The organism is Longimicrobiales bacterium, from assembly GCA_035764935.1.
Classification (GTDB): domain Bacteria; phylum Gemmatimonadota; class Gemmatimonadetes; order Longimicrobiales; family RSA9; genus DASTYK01.
This window is the reverse complement of the sequence record DASTYK010000147.1, coordinates 16,284-33,470: the sequence shown is the minus strand read 5'-3', so window position 1 is coordinate 33,470 and position 17,187 is coordinate 16,284. Positions and strand designations below refer to the sequence as shown.

Sequence of the window (17,187 nt, the reverse complement as noted above, 5' to 3'; positions counted from 1 at the left end):
GGATGCGCGGGGCCGCAAGGAATGGACCCTTGGTTTGGGACGGCGGGCCGGGGCCTGGGGCCCGGGGCCGGGGCCGGGGTGGGTCTGCCCCTCACTGCGCTGCGTTCCCGACGCGTCGACGCGGGCCGGGGCCCAGGCCCGGAGCCGGGGTTGGGACAGCGCTCACTGCGCCGCGTTCCCGACAGGTCAACGCGGCCCGGCCGTGGCGCGGGCAGCGTAGGCGTTGATGATCGGATCGCAGGCAACGTTGCACTCGTCGCTTGCGTGCAGAACGCGAGCAACGTTGGCTTTGATAATGGCAGGCAACGTTGCACTCTTCGCCTCCGGGCCGAACGCGTGCAACGTTGGCTTTGATAATGGCAGGCAACGTTGCACTCTTCGCCTGCGGGCCGAACGCAAGCAACGTTGCCTTTGATCAGGCTCGACCCGGGCGCTCGGGCAGCAGGCGGCTCACTCACTCCGCCCGTGGCGCGCTGTGCCCAGGCGCTGCGGTGGCGGCCGACCCGCACCGCGCCCTCCCGGTCAGCTCCCGCCCCGCCTTCCGCTCTTCAGAAGTTGTAAACTCCGCTGAAAATGAGCTGGTTGCCCTTGCGTTCCTCCGGCTCCGCTAGCCAGTCGGTGCGGCTGTGCAGCCATTCGAGGCCGAACGCGAGCTGGTTTGCCTGCCAGCGGATCATCGGCATGAGCTGGATGCTGCGCTGGCGCTCGAGCGGGACGCCGTCCTCGTCCTCGTCGTCGGGATCATCGGCGCCTGCGAAAGCCCAGACACTCCAGGTGTCGGTGATGTTGAGGCCCGCCTGCGCCCAGGCGCCCCAGCCGCGCACGTCGCGGAACTGGACGATGTGCGCGAAGTGGTGCCCCATCGCCTGGCCGAGCCAGGCGTTGCCGTGCAGCGTGACCGGCCCGGACGCGAAGCGGGCGCCGAACACCCCGGCCCAGCTGTCGAGGTCGTCGGCGACGTCCTCGACGCCCACGCCGTCGAGGTCCTTGCGATCGTAATGGCCGGCGAGGTATGCGCCCCAGGAGGCGCTGCGACCGGTGCGTCCCGCGAGGTCGATCCGCGCTTCCAGCTGTGGCAGACCGGCCTCGCCGGCGCTCGCACCGTCGTCTGCCGATGGAACAGCGCCGGGCGGCGGCGGGTTCGGCTCGTCCACCCACGAGTTCTTGAAGACGGCGAACTTGAGCTGCGCCGTCGTTTCGGCCTCCGGGTCCGTCAGGTACTGGTGGAACTGCGCACCCAGGAATCGCCAGCCGATATGGCCGCCAGCGCCCCAGCCCAGCGGAAAGCCGATGCGGGACGTCGAAGCTGGCAGGTACCCCCACGTCAGAGAGAAATCCTGGCCGAAGCGGAACGTGCTGCGACCGTTGCTCAGCTCCGCCCACGCATGGCGCAGGCGCGGCAGCGGCTGCTCGTCCCCGAAGGCGCCACCCGAGCCGAACGGACCGAAGAAGTCGAGCTCGACCAGTGCGTTGGCGCGCCAGTCGCCGACGACCTCGGGCCCGTTGAAGCCGAGCGTCAGACGCACGTTGCGCGCATCGCCGCCGTGCCACCACGCATCGTTTTCGATGTCTTCCGTCACGAACTGCGCCTTCTGGCCGTTACCCAGCCCGAAGTTCGCATCCTGCATGAACATGCTCGCACCGACGATGCCGCGGATCGTGATTGTTTCACGACCACCGGGCTTCACCTCCTGCGCCTGCAGCTCGACAGGAATCACAGCAACGGCAAGGATCGGGAGCAGCATGAGCGGCCGTCTCATTTGCGCCTCCTGAATACCGTGGGGCAGGATGCGGCGGCGCGCTGCAGAAATGGCGCCATCGTCAAGTACAGCCGGCGCGGACCTGCGTGCGCGTGCCGGGGCGCGGATCGGGGGGCGCGTGTTCTTGACCCCAGGGTCATATTACCGCAAGGTAATACATCCGGCGCAGCGGATGACGCTTGTGCGGGGACTCTGCGACGACAGGACGTCGGCGCAGGCGAGCGCGTGCCGAGGAGCGTCGTGCGACGGCTCCACCACAGGAAGACGTCGGCGCAGGCGAGCGAGGGGAGATCACCGCCGTGCGACGGCTCCACGAGAGGAAGACGTCGGCGCAGGCGAGCGGAGGCAGGTATTCGTCGTGCGACGCTTCTCCACATGGAGATCGGCGCGGGCGAGCGAGGGCAGATCACCGTCGTGCGACGGCTTCACCACAGGAAGACGTCGGCACAGGCGAGCGGAGGCAGAAGATGATCGTACGACGGTTCTACGACGAGAAGCTGGCGCAGGCGAGCTGGCTGGTCGGCTGTGGCGCGAGTGGTGAGGCGCTCGTGGTGGACGCCAACCGGGACGTCGAGCAGTACATCCGCGTGGCGGAGCAGGAAGGCGTACGGATCACGCATGTCACGGAAACGCACATCCATGCGGATTTCGTGTCGGGTTCGCGTGAGCTCGCGCAGCGCACGGACGCGCAGCTGTACCTGTCGGCGGAGGGCGGACCGGAGTGGAGCTACCGGTATGCGCGGGAAGCGGAAGCCGTGCTGCTGCGTGACGGCGACGAGTTCCGTGTCGGCAATGTCCGAGTCCGGACGATGCACACACCCGGCCACACACCGGAGCACGTCGTGTTCATCGTGACGGATGGTGCGTCGGCGGATCAGCCCATGGGGGTGTTCACCGGCGACTTCGTGTTCGTCGGCGACGTAGGCCGGCCGGACCTGCTAGAGCGCGCCGCGGGGCTTGTCGGGACGATGGAAGCGGGTGCGCGCGACCTGTTCAGGTCATTGCAGCGATTTCGGAGCGAGCTGCCGGATTTCGTGCAGCTCTGGCCGGGGCACGGTGCGGGAAGCGCGTGCGGCAAGGCGCTGGGCGCCGTTCCGCAGAGCACACTCGGCTACGAGAAGCTGTTCAACATCGGTCTTGCGGAGCAGGACGAGAGTGCATTCGTACGCACGATCCTCGCCGGTCAGCCGGAGCCGCCGAAGTACTTCGCCGAAATGAAGCGGATCAATCGCGATGGTCCGCGGGTGCTCGGCGGGTTTCGCTCACCGCCGCGTCAATCGGAGCAGTCGCTCGAGTCGGTGCTGGCCGATGGTGCCGTCGTGATCGACACGCGCCCCGCGGTCGAGTATGCGGCGGAGCACATTCCCGGCACGATCAACATCCCGGAGAACCGGAGCTTCACCACGTGGGCGGGGTGGCTCGTGCCGTACGACCGCGACTTCTACCTGATCGTCGACGGGTCCTGCGCGAACGTGGAAACGGCAGTTCGCGATCTCACGATGATCGGCCTGGACCGGGTTGCGGGCTGGTTCGACGCCGGCGTCGTGGAGACGTGGCGTACGCAGCGGCACGCAACGGCTTCGATCGATCACGTCGATCTGCAGCAGGTGCAGACGCTGCTGCGTGAACGCAGTGCGTACGTGATCGATGTGCGCGACGGCGCCGAGTGGGAAGCCGGCCACCTGCCGGGTGTTCCGAACATCCCGGTGGGTCACCTGGTCGACCGGCTCGATGAGATACCCCGCGACCGGCCGGTGGTCGTGCACTGCCAGACGGGCGGACGCTCGGCGATCGCCGCGAGCGTGCTCGAGGCGAATGGCGTCGACGACGTGCTGAACTATGTCGGCGGCTTCAGTGAGTGGCAGTCGGCGGGTCAGCCGGTCGAACGCGAAGATGATGCGGTCACGGCAACGGCGTGAGACGCGACGCACAGGCCCGATCGCAACACGCACCGCTCACGGCAACGGGATGAGACACGACCCACAGGCGCGACCGCGACACGCACCGCTCACGGCAACGGCATGAGACACGACACGCACACGCAGTCGCGACACGCAACGGGAGCACGCAATGGCTGAGTACGAGCTGGGGGCGGAGCTGCTCCAGCTGGTGGCGGAACGATTCAAGGCGCTCGGGGAGCCGGCGCGGCTCAGCATCCTGAACGCATTGCGCGCAGGGGAGCTGAGCGTGTCGGAGATCATGGACGAGACCGGTCTCGGCCAGGCGAACGTCTCCAAGCACCTGCAGATGCTGCACGGTCTCGGCTTCGTGGAGCGGCGGCGGGACGGCCTGTACGTATACTACCGCCTGGCAGACGATGACATCTTCCGGCTGTGCGACCTGATGTGTGGCAGGATCGAGCGCGAGGCCGAGGATCGCAGCCGCTTCTTCAGCTGAGCGGCCGCGTCAGAACACCCGGCGCACACCGACGAGCGGCCGCGTCAGAACACCCGGCGCGGACACCGACGAGCGTCCGCGTCAGAACACCCAGCGCACACCGACGAGCGACTGCGTCAGAACACCCGGCGCGCACACCGACGACCGGCCGCGTCAGAACACCCAGCGGACGCCGACGACCGGCATCGTCGGGAGCGGCGACAGTGGCTGCAGCTCACTGAGCGGATCCTCGCGGTAGTAGAACAGTGCGCCACGGCGCGCAAAGGCGTTGATCAGCTTTGCGTATGGAGTGATCCGGACGCTGCGGCCGTTGAAGCGGAATGCGAAGTCACCGCTCAGTACCGCGTCGACCCGCATGTACGGGCCTTCCTCGATGGACGCCAGCGTCTCGGGTGGCGGCTCCTCCCCGACGAAGAGAGATGGGCGATCCAGCACGATCGACGTGAGTGGCACGCCTGCACCGTAGACACCGGCGATGTCGAGCTGGAGCGGTCCGCGTCCCGTTCCTGCGCCCAGGAACGCGAGATGTTGCGTTTCCCCGGCCGAGTCGAAGACGGCAGGGCGCACGAGCATGGAATACCCGCCTGTGATGCTGGAGCGGTCCCTCACGACTGCCCATGAGACTTCCACGCCGGGCACGAACTCCCCCTCATCGACGCTTGCGGGCATGTGCTGCCTGCGCAGGAAGCCGCTCGCCTCGAGGGCGAATGCCCCGCCCCGGTGCGAAAGGCGCAGCTCGTACTGTGTCGCGAGACGGGTCGGCGTCAGCAGCTCGCTGATCGCCGTGGCTGCGACGCCGGGGTTCGATTCGAGCACGCCGACCTGCGAGTAGCGTCCGGCGGACAGCGTCGCCGTAGTGCTGCCGTTGCCGAGCCAGGTGAGCGCGAAACGCGGCAGCAGGTGAGGCCTGTCCTTCGACTCCACGGTTGCACGCAGCCCGGCGCGCAGTGAGATCCGCCGGGACGGCTGCAATACGACGTCGCCGAACGCGGCTGCGGTGGATGCATCCGCGGACGCGCACGGCAGCAGCTCCGTGCAGTAGGCCGGCCCGGGTCGGTCGGGCTGGAGCGGGTCGAAGCTGGCACTGCTGCGGCGGTCGAGCCAGAGTCGCTCCAGGTCGATCCCTGCGCTGAAGCGCGCGCTGCCCACGCGCCAGCCGTTGGACGCCGAGAAGGCTGCGCGATCGACCGTCGCCTGCATCTGGCCGTCCGGCGCTGACAGCAGCGGCAGTTCCACCACGCCGCGGCTGTACGCGATCGACAGCAGCGGTCCGGTACCCGGCCGATCGACACCCCACGAGAACGCCGTCGCCAGGTTGTCCCATGCCGCCTCGTCGTCGCTCAGGTCACGCGGGATGCGGACCGTCTCGCGCGTGCCGATCGCCAGTGCGCGGAACGACGTGCCCTGCCCAGTCCGCCAGGCGGTGCGCACGAGGGCATCGCTGTACGCATACTCGAACGGGTCCTCGGTCACGGCGCTGACCGCCTCGTCGTTGACCCGCCGCGCCGCCGCCGCGACCGAGCCGCTGCCGACGGGCACTTCCACACCGAGCCGTCCCGTCAGCAGGCCAATCTCCCCCCACGCACGCAGCTTCTCGGCGGGCGCCCGCGTCATGTACTCGACGATGTAGCTGGTCCCGCCGTCGTAGCGGGCGGGCGCGCCTGCGGTGCGCAGGTCCGCACGGGCAAGCAGCTCCGACTCGATCGGGGGCAGGATCGCGCCAAGGTGGAGCGGCGCGTTGATCGCCGCGCCATCGATGAGAACGCGCCCACGCTCTGCCGCGGAGCCCCACACGTTGAGCGAGCGGCCGGGCGCACCGCCCGGGTCGGACGTGGGCTCGCGCGACTCGGCCTGCACAAGATCCCGCAGTGCTGCCGGCACCGCCGTCCGCAGCGCGCTGTTGTGCCGCTGCTCCATCTCCGTCAACAACGAATCCGCCGTGCCCGGTGCGTCCGCCGACTGCCTGGCGCGACTGGCCGGAACGTACACGCGCGTGACAGGGATCGGTCTCACCTCGAGCGGGACGTCGACAACGACGTCGCTGCCGGAGCCCAGCACGACGCGCAGCTCAACGCCCTCGTAGCCGGGATGTCGGACGATCAGCCAGTACTCGGCGGGTGGCAGTGCGCGGAAGGTGTAGGCACCGCTGCCATCGGTGAAGACCTCGTGCTCGCGACCATCCGCGAACAGGCGCACGCTCGCACTGGAAACGCCTTCACCCGACCCGATGTCGAGAACGCGTCCACGGAGCTGCGCGCCCGCTGCAGCGGCGCTCGTCAGCAGAAACAGGATGGAAAGAGCGACAACACGCAAGGAATCAGGGTCCCGTGTTCGCTACCTCGATGATCACGTTGAGGTCGGGTCGCGTGCGGACGATCTCCCCGCGCGCCAGCAGTGCGGCCTCCACCCCGTCCACCAGGACGCGCGCCTCCCGCACGTCCACCGGCACGATCACGGACAGTGTCGTACCAGTCCCCACCACAGCCACTTCGATCACGCCGTCCCGTGCAGTGAAGCCCGGTGCCGCGGCTGCACTGTACTCGACGATGACGTCCTGCCTCTGCTCGAATGCGATACGGATGCGTGTTCCTTCGACAGCCCCCGTGAGAGCGATCGAGACGGACCCGTCAACCGGCTGTACTGCGACTGCGCCCGTCGACGTACCCGCCAGCTCCGGGATACTCCCGGGCGTCGGTGCGGGTTCCGTGAATACACGCTCGATTACAACAGGTGTCACAATCGCGGCCGCAGCGGCACCCGCAACGAGGACCAGTCCGGCCGCCCAGCGCCACGCTGTCCGCCGGACGGGCGCCGTGAGCGGCTGCGGCTGCGCACGCGCCTCCCTGTGTGCGTCGAGATCGATCGTCCGTTCGGATTCGAGCGCCGGACTGACGCTCAGGGCATCCAGTGCGCGCGCCGCGAATGCGGGTGAGTCCCACGCGGCGGGCTCCGCCTCATCAGTCCGGGCAAGCGTCCAGGCGAACTGCGCCCGGCTCTCGACAATGGCCGCGAGCTCGGCGGCGCACTGCGCGCACGACTCCAGGTGGCGCGAGGCCTGTCGCTCCTCGCCCTCGGCCAGCTCGCCGTCCGCGTACGCAACCAGCGTCTCCTGCGACGCGTGTGTCATTCCGTAACCTCCTCGAGATACGCTGCGCGGAAGCGCTGCAGCGCTCTGCCGATCACGACGGAGACCGACTCCGCCTTCACATGCACGATGTCCGCGATCTCGCGGTGCTTGAAGCCCGATTCACGCAGTACGAGCACTTCACGGTCCCGTGGCGAAAGGCGCTCCAGTGCGGCGCGCACCTGCGCGACCGACTCGTTGCGTTCGAGTGCCTGCTCCGGCGTCTGTGGTGCGTCGGTATCGATCGGGATCTGGCGACGTCGCATCATTTCTGCGCGTCGCGCGTGGTCGCGCACGAGGTTGGTCGCGACCCGGTACAGCCATGCGCGCGCGTTCTGCATCGGCCTGTCGGGATCCGCGCGCAGCAGGCGCATGAGCGCCTCCTGGGCGAGGTCTTCGGACAGGTCCGGATCGCCCGTCAGCCGGTGCACGTAGCGCAGCAGCTCACGATGCCACCGGGTCAGGTCGGCGGCGCTGTGCTCGACGACGGCGGCGGCTGCCTTCACCGCACTACGATGGTGCGTTCCGCGCTCACCGGCTCCTCCCATGCTGCATCCCCCTGCCGCAGGCGACGTCCCTTCACGCGCAGGGTGTATTCACCCGGCGTCGCGATCGTGATGCGCGCGTCATGCTCGAGGTAGAGGGCCATCTCGGTGCAGAAGTTCGCACCGGAGTGGACATCCGTCGGGATGAGGTCGAGCCCGCCCGGTACGGGGCGCGGCCACAGGCCGGCGGCGCTCCAGCAGCCGCTCATGCCGATCGTCGTGACCTGCACCTCGAACGGCACGCCTGCAGTGACCGAGTCCGGCGCCACGAGCACGCGCGGAGGCACCAGTACCCCGGTGTCCGGCGGAACGCTCCAGTACACCGACTCGTCGACGCCCACCAGGAGAGGCCCCCCGTACTCGATGACCTGGAGCACGCCGAGCTCCTCGAGTCCGGGCACCGGACCGGTCGGCTCGCTGCAGCCCACCGACGTCAGCAGTACCGCTCCCAGTATCGTGTTCCGTGCTGCTCGCATCCCTGCCTGCTCCCGTGTTGCCGTACGGACTGACATGCTGTGTCCGCACTCCTAGGACGTTACAATCGCAGCGAAGCCAACATCCTGGCGCAGCCGGCAGGAGTCCGCCGCCGGGAGACGGGGGTGCAGGAGGCTGCAGCGCGCCGGCAACGCGGCAGGGTCCGCGTCGCGTGGCTGGCCCCGGACCGGGAGGCAGCGGCGCACCGGCAACGGGCCTCCGCATGCGCGGCGGCCGCCGCGCACGTGGCCGTGGCGCGCTGCGGCGCGCACGTTACCCATGAGGAAGCGTCGTACGCACATGCAAATGGTTGTCGTTGTTGGCATTTGCGATTCGCATACGTCGCATGAACCGGAACGAGGATGACAGCCGCGGATGTCGTCGTTCCAGCGAAACGGGACGGCGCAGCATGATTTCTGCGCCGCGCCAATCTGAACCGGAGGTAGAAGAGATGATCCGTTCCATTCGCAGTTTCTTCGGCGGGAGCATGGCCGTCCGGGCCGTGATGGTTGCGACTGCCGCACTGCTGGCAACTGCCTGCGACGACGACGACCCGATCGATCCGGGCCCGTCGCACAGCTGGGCCGCGGACCTGGCAGGCTCGGGAGAGTACGACGGCGTGACGGGAGAGGTCCTGGTGACGGCGAACTCCGTCGCGTTCAGCGCGGACATCGAGATCGCCGGTGCGGCGGCCGAGACGGTCTTCTCGTGGGGCGTCTTCGCGGGCGCTTGCGACGACCTGGGCAACCGTGTCGGCGCGGCCTCACTCTACGCGGACTTCGAGGTGGACGCCAATGGCGCAGGCGCCGAGGACGCGGAAGGTACCGGTGGCATGATTTCGGGCGACGACTACGTAGCCCAGCTCACCACGGAGGTCGCGGAGGAGGACGTCGTCGTGGCGTGCGCGGAGTTGGTCGAGGAGGACTGACCAGGCTGTTGCAGGTGCCCGGCCGGTGCGCTGGCCGGGCACTGTTCCTCATCCGCTCGTATCCCGCTTGACGTGGCCGTACTTGAGCGCGGCCACGACGCCGGCGCCGCCGATCGCGTTGCCGAGTACGGACCAACCCAGGAACACCCCGAAATCAGCCATGGTCACGCCGGTGCCGGCGAACACGGCCATGAGCACCTCGACACTGCCGGCAATGCTGTGGTGCAGCCCTGCAATGCCGATGACGAACGTGGTGATCCACACGATCAGGATCTGACCGACCGTGTCGCGTGCGGCCGTGACGAGCCAGACGAGCAACCCCATCAGCCACCCCGCAACGACCGCACTGACCAGGATGACCCACGCCGGGTGCTCCACCAGGCCGCGTGCGATCTCGTCCAGCGCCGCGGGCTGCGCTGCACCGAGGGCGGGGCCGAGCACGGCGACGATGGCGGCGAACAGTGCCGCACCCGCCAGGTTCCCGGCGAGCACCAGCCCCCAGATCCGGAAGAGCTGGGCGATGGTGACGCGCCGCGCGAAGACGGGCAGCACGGCGGACGTCGTCTGTTCGGTGAACAGGACGGAGCGGCCCATCACCACGAAGATGAAGCCCGCGGTGTACGCGTTCGCGACGAGCAGGTCGGTCACGGCCGGCGACAGGTCTCCGGCCGCGAGCGTGAGCACCACGGCCATGGCGAACGGACCGAAGCCGACGTCGAGTCCCGCGGAGAAGCTCGAGAGCAGCAGTGCGCGGGCGGGGCGCTCGATGTCCTCCTCCGCCTGCGCGAGCTGCTGCTCCAGGATGGTGTGTGGGTTCTTGTGCGCCTCCTCCAGCGGGTGGTCCCGCTGCATGAGGCGGTGCTGCTCGTCCTCAGGCGCGATGTGGCCGCGGGCCTCGCGGCGGTCCTGCGCGTCCATGCCGCCGGTCGAGGCATGAACTGAGCCACATCGCAGCCGGCCTCGTCACTGCCGCCACTCGTGCAGCGGCGCGTCCAGCACGGCCGCCTGGGCCGCATCGGCGACCGCCCGCCGGAGGGGAACGTGCAGCGAATTGTTGCGCGTCGGGTTGACGCGGTTCGTGAGCAGGATCACGAACAGGCCGCGCGTCGGATCCATCCAGATGCTGGTCCCGGTGAAGCCGGTGTGCCCGAACGACCGGGGCGAGAAGTAGCTGCCTGCACTGCTGCGTTCCGACGGGGTGTCCCATCCCAGCGCACGCGACGAGTGCCCGTTCTGCGGCGCGGTCCAGCGCGCGATCGTTTCCGGTTCCAGGATCTGCACGCCGTGGTAGGATCCGCCGTTCAGCATCATGTGCGCGAAGACGCTCAGGTCGCGTGCGGAGGAGAAGAGACCGGCATGCCCTGCGATGCCACCAAGCGCGCAGGCGTTCTCGTCGTGCACGATCCCGTGCACCTGCCGGTTCCGGAAGACCGTGTCGACTTCCGTGACGGCGATGCGCGGCAGCAGCGAATGACCTGCGCGGTACGCCGATGTGCACGTGATCTCGTCCGGCAGGCCCACGAGCAGCAGCGGGTTGTAGCCGGTGTCGCGCATGCCGAGCGGCTGCCAGATGCGGCGCTCCAGGAACGTGTCGAGCCGCTGGCCCGTGATCCGCTCGATGATGAAGCCGGTGAGAATGAAGCCCCAGTCACTGTAGATGGAGCTGTCGCCCGGGGCGTAGACGAGCGGCTGCGCGTTCATCCGCTCGATGAACTGGTACGCCCCGCGACGCTCGCGCCAGAGCGGCGCGCCCGCGATGAAGCCCGCGCTGTGCGTGAGCAGGTGGCGCACCGTGATGCCTGCCTTGTCCGGCGCATTGAACTCGGGCAGATACTCGCGCACCGGCCGGTCGAGATCCAGCCAGCCGTCCTGCTCCAGGATCATCGCGGCGGTCGTAGTGCCGACGACCTTGGTGAGTGACGCGAGATCGAAGATCGTCGAGTCGCTCACGTTGGGTGAGTACGCCGGCTGATCGGTGTGGCCGTAGCCGCGCAGGTGAACGAGCCGGCCCCAGCGACCGACTGCGAGCGACGCACCCGGCGCTGCACCGGCGGCAATCGCGGCCTCCATGATGGAGTCCAGCGTCGCGTTGAGCCGCGGATCCATGCCGACTTCTGCGGGGCGCGCGCCCAGCAGCACCGACGTCGCCTCGAGCCGCTCCGGTTCGGACGACGCGACGACAGGAGTACCGAGGGGTTGGCCGGGCTGGGCCGGAGCGGGTCGCGGCGCGGCTGCACAGCCGACCACGAGAAGTACGAGGAAAGGACTCAGCCGATGATGCACGATGCTTCCTCTTCTGCGTTCAGTTCTGTGCGCGCTCTGCCAGGAGACGGAGTGCCACGCCGTTGGTCCAGCCGAAGCCGTCCTGCGTCGGATACTCGCCGCCGCCGGCCACGCGGTCGAGGTCGACAACGTCGTACTTCTCCATCATGCGACGCGTTCCGCGGAACGTCCGGCGATTGAGATCGAGCCAGCGCTCGCGCGCGTCCGCTGCAACAGCGCCCGCACCATAGCGGCGCAGCCCCTCGATTGCGAGCCACTGCAATGGTGGCCACCCGTTCGGCGCATCCCACTGCTGGCCCGACTCGATCCGTGTCGTGACGAAGCCGCCGGGCGCGAGGAAGTCGCGCTCGAGCCGGCGAGCGACGTCGCTTCCCTGCTGCGGTGTCGCGAGACCGAAGTACAGCGGCGACGCCGCGGCGAGTGTCGGACGGTCGGTCAAGCGCTCACCCGTGCGCCAGCGCACGTCGTAGAAGAACGCGCTGTCGGCATCCCATGCCGCGGACAGCAGCGTCCGCCGGCGCGCCTCCGCGAGTGCCGTGTAGTGCCGCGCACGCTCGACGTCGTCCCTTTCGCCGCGCATGCTCAACAGTGCGGCGATCGTGTGCTCGGCATGATAGAGCAGGCTGTTCAGGTCGATCGGTGCGAGCTCGACCGTTTCCAGGGTGCGCAGGTCTGCAGGATCGCGCATCCAGCGGCTCGAGAAATCCCAGCCGCTCTCCGCACTCGCGCGCACGTTGCGGTAGAAGCGTTCGCGCTGCTCCGCGGGCAGCGTCTGCGCCAGTGTCCAGTCCTCACGGTAGGATTCGGGACGTGGCGTGGGGTCATCATCCCAGTACCGGTTCAGCAGCCCGCCGCCGGGCAGCCGCACCACGCGGCGGTACGCGCTGCCGCGCGGCAGCCGCTCCGCCCCGTCCATCCAGAATGCGTGCTCCGCGACCAGTGCATCGAGCCAGCGGAGCGCTTCGCTGCTGTCCGTCGCCTGGGCGTAGCGGCCGACCATTGCCGCGAAGAAGGGCGGCTGGCTGCGGCTCGCGTAATACGTGCGGTTCCCGTTCGGAACGTGTCCGAGCGTGCGGACGAGATACGCAAAGTTGTCGAGCATGCTGCGCACCAGGTCCGTGCGACCGTCCGCCAGCAGCCCGAGCATCGTGAAGTACGAGTCCCAGTAATAGACCTCGCGGAAGCGGCCACCCGGCACCACGTACTCGTGCGGCAGCGGGATCAGCGTGCCCGCGGTTGCCGTGTCCGCATCGCGTGTCAGCATCGGCCAGAGCGCGCGGATCTGCTGCTCCATCGACCAGGCGCTGTCCGCCAGCACCAGCGTGTGCGTGTCGACGGGCGGCATGAACCACCGCTGCACGAAGCGATCGAGCCGGAACTCCGGGTGTGCCCGCGTTGCCTGGTAGAGCGCCAGGATGCTGTCGCTATCCGCCAGCGGCCTCGCATCGACAAACGTCTTGGAGTCGCCGAAGAGCCGGGCGAGCTGCACCTCGTGGAAGAGGGCCCCCAGCTCGCGCGCCGGCTCGTAGAGGTCGAGCCGCACGCGCGCGAGCGCACGGGCCAGCGGCTGGTCCGGCTGGCTGCCCGGAGCAGTGCACGCGGCAAGCACCGCGATGGGAAGGACGCGCGACGTCACGCGAATGCGATCCAGGATTCTAGAAGCCGCCGCCACCACCGCCGCCGAAGCCGCCGCCGCTGGAGCCGCCACTGAAGCCCGAGCCACCCGCGCTGCCACGCGGAGAGGAGGACATGGCGGAGCCGGCGCGCTGCGACATGCGCGAGAGGTCGGAGACGAACATATGCGCGACGAACGTATCATGCCGCGCGCCGCGGTACCAGTCGGGCGGCTCGCGATAGATGTCGTCGAACGCGCGCGCCCAGTTCTTCTCGATGCCGAAGGCCATCGCAAACGGCAGGAACTTCTCGAACATCTCCGGCGTCCGGATGACGCGCTCGAAGCGGTCCTTCTCGACGCGCCGCAGGAACTCGGAGAAGCCGAGTGCATGTTCCCGTGTGCGCGCCCCGCGCACGGTGCGCGCCGGCATGAGCGTACCGTACGCGAGCATCACGATCCCGGTGAGCACACCGGCGATGATCGCGGGCAGCGGCGACTCGCCGCGTGCACTCAGCAGGGCCGAGCCGCCCAGGCCGATCACGACACCGCTCACGATCGCGAGTGCGACGTACATCCCGATGACGCGGTCCGGCCGGCGCGTGCAGAAGCCGTGCTCGACCAGCGATTCCATCAGCCGCTTCCTGATGTCCGCGAGGTCCTTGTAGAACGTGTTCTCCAGCTCGTCCATCGTCACGCGCGTCCGCGACTCACCCGTGAACAGCGCATTGAGCATCGCACGCTCGTGCGGCCGCAGCTCGCCCCACTCCCCATGCGGACGCGTGAGGACGAACGCGTAGTCACGCGTCTTCACCAGGCCGAACAGGTGCTCGTCCTGCTCGTCCTCGATGACGAGGTAGCCGCGCACCGCCAGGTCCACGATGGTCGCCGTGACATCGCGCATGTCCGCCGTGTTGTCCACCAGGATCCCCACCTCGCCCGGCGTCAGGTCCTTCGGCGGCTCGTACTGCGGGACGATGCTGAGCTGTTCCGGGTCCCTGCCATGCCGGCGCCACCAGCCGTGCATGAAAACGAGCGCGAGCAGCGGCGCGATCAGGATGCCGTTGGCGGCCAGGAGGCCGGTCGCCCGCTCGAAGGTCGTCGGTCGCTCCACGACGCCGGGGTCCCAGCCGACGACGAGCGTCAGTCCCTCGCGGAACGCGAGCGGCGACGTCGTGCGCACCTGCACGCTGTTGGCGACGATCTCCGTGCGCGCTCCTTCGTTGGTCGCGCCCGCGGGGCCGGTGTAGCTCGCCGCCCGGATGTTGGCCGCGGCGGTGGGCAGCACGACCTGCGCCGTCGCATGGCCGACCGGGATGTCCCATTCGTTGCCGGTCACGTTCCAGTACAGCTCGTCGTGCTCCTCGAAGAAGCGGAGCCCGTTCTCGACGATGTACTGCAGGGTGATCGTGTGCGTCGCGTCGCTCGCGCCGGGCACCCACACCTGCCAGCGCAGCATGTCACCACTGCGATCCGTCTCGACGCGCAGCTCGTTGCCGCGCTGGTCGGTCGCACTCTGCAGGTCGACGCGCAACCGGTAGTTGAACCCGTTCCACGGGTAGATCACCGGGATCGTGCGGTACAGCCCGTTCCAACTCCCCTCGAAATGCGCAGTGATGTGCTCGGTGACGAGCAGGCTGCCGTCGCGTCGCACGACGACTTCGACGTCGAAGCCCTGGATCGAGAGGGTGCGCGCATGGGCGGTGGCCGGCGCGAGCGCCAGCAGCGCGACGAGCGCGATGGCGTGGCGCAACAGGCGCGTGGAGAGGCGGATCACTGCAGTGCTCAGAAGCTGACGCGCGGGACGCTGCGCTCGGCCTCGGGCATCTCGAAGAACTCGCGCTCGCGGAACGCGAACGTGCGCGCAATCAGATTGCTCGGGAACTGGTGGATCTTCGTGTTCAGGTCGCGCACGACGGCGTTGTAGTAGCGGCGGGCGTTCTGGATCGCCTCCTCGATCTGGCCGAGGCTGCCCTGCAGCTGCGTGAAGCTCTCGACGGCTCGCAGCTGGGGGTAATTCTCAGCGAGCGCGAACAGCGACTTGAGCGTACCGGTCAGCGCCCCTTCCGCCTGCGCCTTCTCCGCGGGACCCTGCGCCATCATTGCGCGGCTGCGTGCTTCGACGACGGCGTCCAGTGTGCCGCGCTCGTGCGCCGCATACCCCTTCACGGTGTCGACCAGGTTGGGCACGAGGTCGTAGCGCCGCTTGAGCTGCACATCGATGTCCGACCAGGCGGCGTCCGCCTGCACACGCAGCTTGACGAGCGAGTTGTAGATCACGAAAACGGCGAGCACCACCGCAATCAGGATCAGCAGGGGCCACATGGCGGCATCCTTGTCAGAGACATCGTGCGGGGAGACCAGACAAGTTGCGGATGGGGGCGGGAAAGATCAACGGTTTTCGGGGCGCCGCAGCCCTTCGGGCGCCACGAACGGCGTATGTGGCACGGGGTCGACAGTGGGGACGTCGTACTCGGCACGCAGCTCCGTGAGCCGCTGCTTCAGCTCCCGCACAACGGCCTGGTACTCCGGATGGTCGTACACGCTGCGCAGCTCCTGCGGGTCGCGCGCGAGGTCGAACAGTTCCCACTCGCCGATCTCGTAGTAGTGGATCAGCTTGTAGCGGTGCGTGCGCACGCCGTACTGGCGATGCACCATGTGCCAGTCCGGGTAGGCGAAATACTGGTAGTAGATCGCATCACGCCAGGCGACGTCGTCGCCGCGGAGCAGCGGCACCAGGCTCCTGCCCTGCATTGCTGCGTCTGCGCCCGCGCCACCGACGTCGAGAAACGTCTGCGCGAAGTCCAGGTTCATGACGAGGTCGGTGTTCACCGCGCCAGCCTCGACCACACCCGGCCAGCGCACGAGCAGCGGAGTGCGCAGCGACTCCTCGTACATCCAGCGCTTGTCGAAGAAGCCGTGGTCCCCCAGGAAGAAGCCCTGGTCGGACGAGTACACGACGACGGTGTTGTCGCGCAGGGGCGAGCGGTCGATCGCGTCGAGGATGCTGCCGACACTCCGATCGATTGCCGCGACCGCACGCATGTAGTCTTGGATGAAGCGCTGGTACTTCCATCGCACCAGCTCTTCGCCCTCGAGGCCCGCAGCCTCGAGCCCGGCGTTCTCGGGGCCGTAGTATGCGTCCCACGCGGCGCGCTGCCCGGGCGTGAGGTTGACCGGCGCTTCGAGCTTCAGGTCGCGGGCGAACAGGTCACGCGCGATCTCCATCTCCTGCAGACGGAACGGTGACGCGCGACCGGTCCCATCGTCCCAGAGCGTGGCGGGCTCCGCAAGCAGCGTGTCCCGGTAGAGCGGCAGCTCCTCCGGCCCGGGATCCCAGAAGCGGTGCGAGGCGTTGAAGTTGACGGTGAGCAGGAAGGGTGCATCGTTATCCCGCCGCTGCTGCAGCCATGCGAGTGCGCGCTCGGTGATGACCTCCTGCGTCGCGCCCGTGTAGTGTGTGCTGTCGCCCGGCGAATGCAGCGTGGGGTTGTAGTGCGGCCCCTGGCCGGTCAGCACCTCGTAATGGTCGAAGCCTTCGGGCGCGGTACGCAGGTGCCACTTGCCGAACATGGCGGTCCGGTAGCCGGCACTCCGCAGCAGCTTCGGAAACGTCACGTGCGCGGGGTGCAGCGGCTCCGCATTGGTCATCACCCCGTTCAGATGACCGTACTGCCCGGTGAGCACGGTGGCCCGGCTCGGGCCGCAGATCGAATTCGTGACGAACGCATTCACGAACAGCATGCCGGACGCTGCCAGCCGGTCCAGGTTCGGTGTCGCCGGCAGCGGTGCGCCGTATGACAGGTGCTCGCGGTACGCCGAAAGCGCGTGCGCGGCGTGGTCGTCCGCGAAGAGGAACACGATGTTCGGCTGCGCGGCGTGGTGGGAGTTCGCGGGCGGTTCATGCAGCGCTGTCGCGTGCGCTCCGGCAACCGCGCGCGCATGCGCAACCTCCTGCGCGTACGCGGGCGTGCCCGCGAGGGCGGTCGCAAAAAGGCTCGTCGCCAGGAGAATGCGGTTCATCGGCTGCCGGCTGCGGGAGTTCATGGTCGCGTCGTCCGTGC

Annotated in this window: 14 protein-coding genes; 3 read left to right on the top strand and 11 right to left on the bottom strand. The window is 68.5% G+C overall.

Annotated elements, in window-relative coordinates; genetic code table 11:
• Positions 1-548 precede the first annotated feature (548 nt).
• Positions 549-1,760 (bottom strand): hypothetical protein, encoded by a 1,212-nt coding sequence (locus VFU06_12105; protein ID HEU5210127.1) that lies wholly within the window; start codon positions 1,758-1,760, stop codon positions 549-551.
• A gap of 467 nt (positions 1,761-2,227) precedes the next feature.
• On the opposite strand from VFU06_12105, the gene VFU06_12100 reads away from it, so the two are divergent.
• Together VFU06_12100 and VFU06_12095 are read left to right on the top strand one after the other, a co-directional pair.
• On the top strand, positions 2,228-3,679 hold the full coding sequence (locus VFU06_12100; protein HEU5210126.1) for a rhodanese-like domain-containing protein: 1,452 nt from the start codon (positions 2,228-2,230) through the stop codon (positions 3,677-3,679).
• Positions 3,680-3,830: 151 nt separating this feature from the next.
• Positions 3,831-4,157: a metalloregulator ArsR/SmtB family transcription factor gene (locus tag VFU06_12095; protein ID HEU5210125.1), complete on the top strand. Its 327-nt coding sequence runs from the start codon at positions 3,831-3,833 to the stop codon at positions 4,155-4,157.
• 153 nt (positions 4,158-4,310) lie between these two features.
• Here the strand turns inward: VFU06_12095 and VFU06_12090 are convergent, their stop codons facing one another.
• Genes VFU06_12090 through VFU06_12075 form a run of 4 tightly spaced genes read right to left on the bottom strand, consistent with a single transcriptional unit; the run spans position 4,311 to position 8,302 of the window.
• On the bottom strand, positions 4,311-6,470 hold the full coding sequence (locus VFU06_12090; protein ID HEU5210124.1) for a TonB-dependent receptor: 2,160 nt from the start codon (positions 6,468-6,470) through the stop codon (positions 4,311-4,313).
• Between the two features lie 4 nt (positions 6,471-6,474).
• Entirely contained in the window at positions 6,475-7,284 is an 810-nt protein-coding gene (locus VFU06_12085) for a zf-HC2 domain-containing protein (protein ID HEU5210123.1), read from the bottom strand.
• Positions 7,281-7,787 carry a sigma-70 family RNA polymerase sigma factor gene (locus VFU06_12080; GenBank protein ID HEU5210122.1) on the bottom strand — a complete coding sequence of 169 codons (507 nt, stop codon included), beginning with the start codon at positions 7,785-7,787 and terminating at the stop codon, positions 7,281-7,283. Before VFU06_12080 ends, VFU06_12085 begins: the two co-directional genes overlap by 4 nt.
• Complete coding sequence (locus VFU06_12075; GenBank protein ID HEU5210121.1) at positions 7,784-8,302, bottom strand: hypothetical protein; 519 nt, start codon at positions 8,300-8,302, stop codon at positions 7,784-7,786. Before VFU06_12075 ends, VFU06_12080 begins: the two co-directional genes overlap by 4 nt.
• A 449-nt stretch (positions 8,303-8,751) precedes the next feature.
• On the opposite strand from VFU06_12075, the gene VFU06_12070 reads away from it, so the two are divergent.
• Positions 8,752-9,228, top strand: coding sequence for a hypothetical protein (locus tag VFU06_12070; GenBank protein ID HEU5210120.1), 477 nt, complete (start codon positions 8,752-8,754; stop codon positions 9,226-9,228).
• Positions 9,229-9,276: 48 nt separating this feature from the next.
• Here the strand turns inward: VFU06_12070 and VFU06_12065 are convergent, their stop codons facing one another.
• From VFU06_12065 to VFU06_12040, 6 genes are all read right to left on the bottom strand, one after another.
• Positions 9,277-10,146, bottom strand: a complete 870-nt coding sequence (locus tag VFU06_12065; protein HEU5210119.1) for a formate/nitrite transporter family protein — start codon at positions 10,144-10,146, stop codon at positions 9,277-9,279.
• 45 nt (positions 10,147-10,191) lie between these two features.
• Entirely contained in the window at positions 10,192-11,511 is a 1,320-nt protein-coding gene (locus VFU06_12060) for a serine hydrolase (protein ID HEU5210118.1), read from the bottom strand.
• Between the two features lie 19 nt (positions 11,512-11,530).
• Positions 11,531-13,147, bottom strand: coding sequence for an alpha,alpha-trehalase TreF (gene treF / locus VFU06_12055; GenBank protein ID HEU5210117.1), 1,617 nt, complete (start codon positions 13,145-13,147; stop codon positions 11,531-11,533).
• Positions 13,148-13,166: 19 nt separating this feature from the next.
• Positions 13,167-14,900, bottom strand: coding sequence for a DUF2207 domain-containing protein (locus VFU06_12050; GenBank protein ID HEU5210116.1), 1,734 nt, complete (start codon positions 14,898-14,900; stop codon positions 13,167-13,169).
• 8 nt (positions 14,901-14,908) lie between these two features.
• Positions 14,909-15,448, bottom strand: a complete 540-nt coding sequence (locus tag VFU06_12045; GenBank protein ID HEU5210115.1) for a LemA family protein — start codon at positions 15,446-15,448, stop codon at positions 14,909-14,911.
• 66 nt (positions 15,449-15,514) lie between these two features.
• Positions 15,515-17,146 (bottom strand): sulfatase, encoded by a 1,632-nt coding sequence (locus VFU06_12040; protein ID HEU5210114.1) that lies wholly within the window; start codon positions 17,144-17,146, stop codon positions 15,515-15,517.
• Positions 17,147-17,187 lie beyond the last annotated feature (41 nt).

Coding starts and splice junctions, on each gene's coding strand:
- VFU06_12065 (HEU5210119.1), bottom strand. CDS start 10,146: ATGGACGCGCAGGACCGCCGCGAGGCCCGCGGCCACATCGCGCCTGAG.
- VFU06_12070 (HEU5210120.1), top strand. CDS start 8,752: ATGATCCGTTCCATTCGCAGTTTCTTCGGCGGGAGCATGGCCGTCCGG.
- VFU06_12105 (HEU5210127.1), bottom strand. CDS start 1,760: ATGAGACGGCCGCTCATGCTGCTCCCGATCCTTGCCGTTGCTGTGATT.
- VFU06_12085 (HEU5210123.1), bottom strand. CDS start 7,284: ATGACACACGCGTCGCAGGAGACGCTGGTTGCGTACGCGGACGGCGAG.
- VFU06_12100 (HEU5210126.1), top strand. CDS start 2,228: ATGATCGTACGACGGTTCTACGACGAGAAGCTGGCGCAGGCGAGCTGG.
- VFU06_12045 (HEU5210115.1), bottom strand. CDS start 15,448: ATGTGGCCCCTGCTGATCCTGATTGCGGTGGTGCTCGCCGTTTTCGTG.
- VFU06_12040 (HEU5210114.1), bottom strand. CDS start 17,146: ATGAACCGCATTCTCCTGGCGACGAGCCTTTTTGCGACCGCCCTCGCG.
- VFU06_12075 (HEU5210121.1), bottom strand. CDS start 8,302: ATGCGAGCAGCACGGAACACGATACTGGGAGCGGTACTGCTGACGTCG.
- VFU06_12095 (HEU5210125.1), top strand. CDS start 3,831: ATGGCTGAGTACGAGCTGGGGGCGGAGCTGCTCCAGCTGGTGGCGGAA.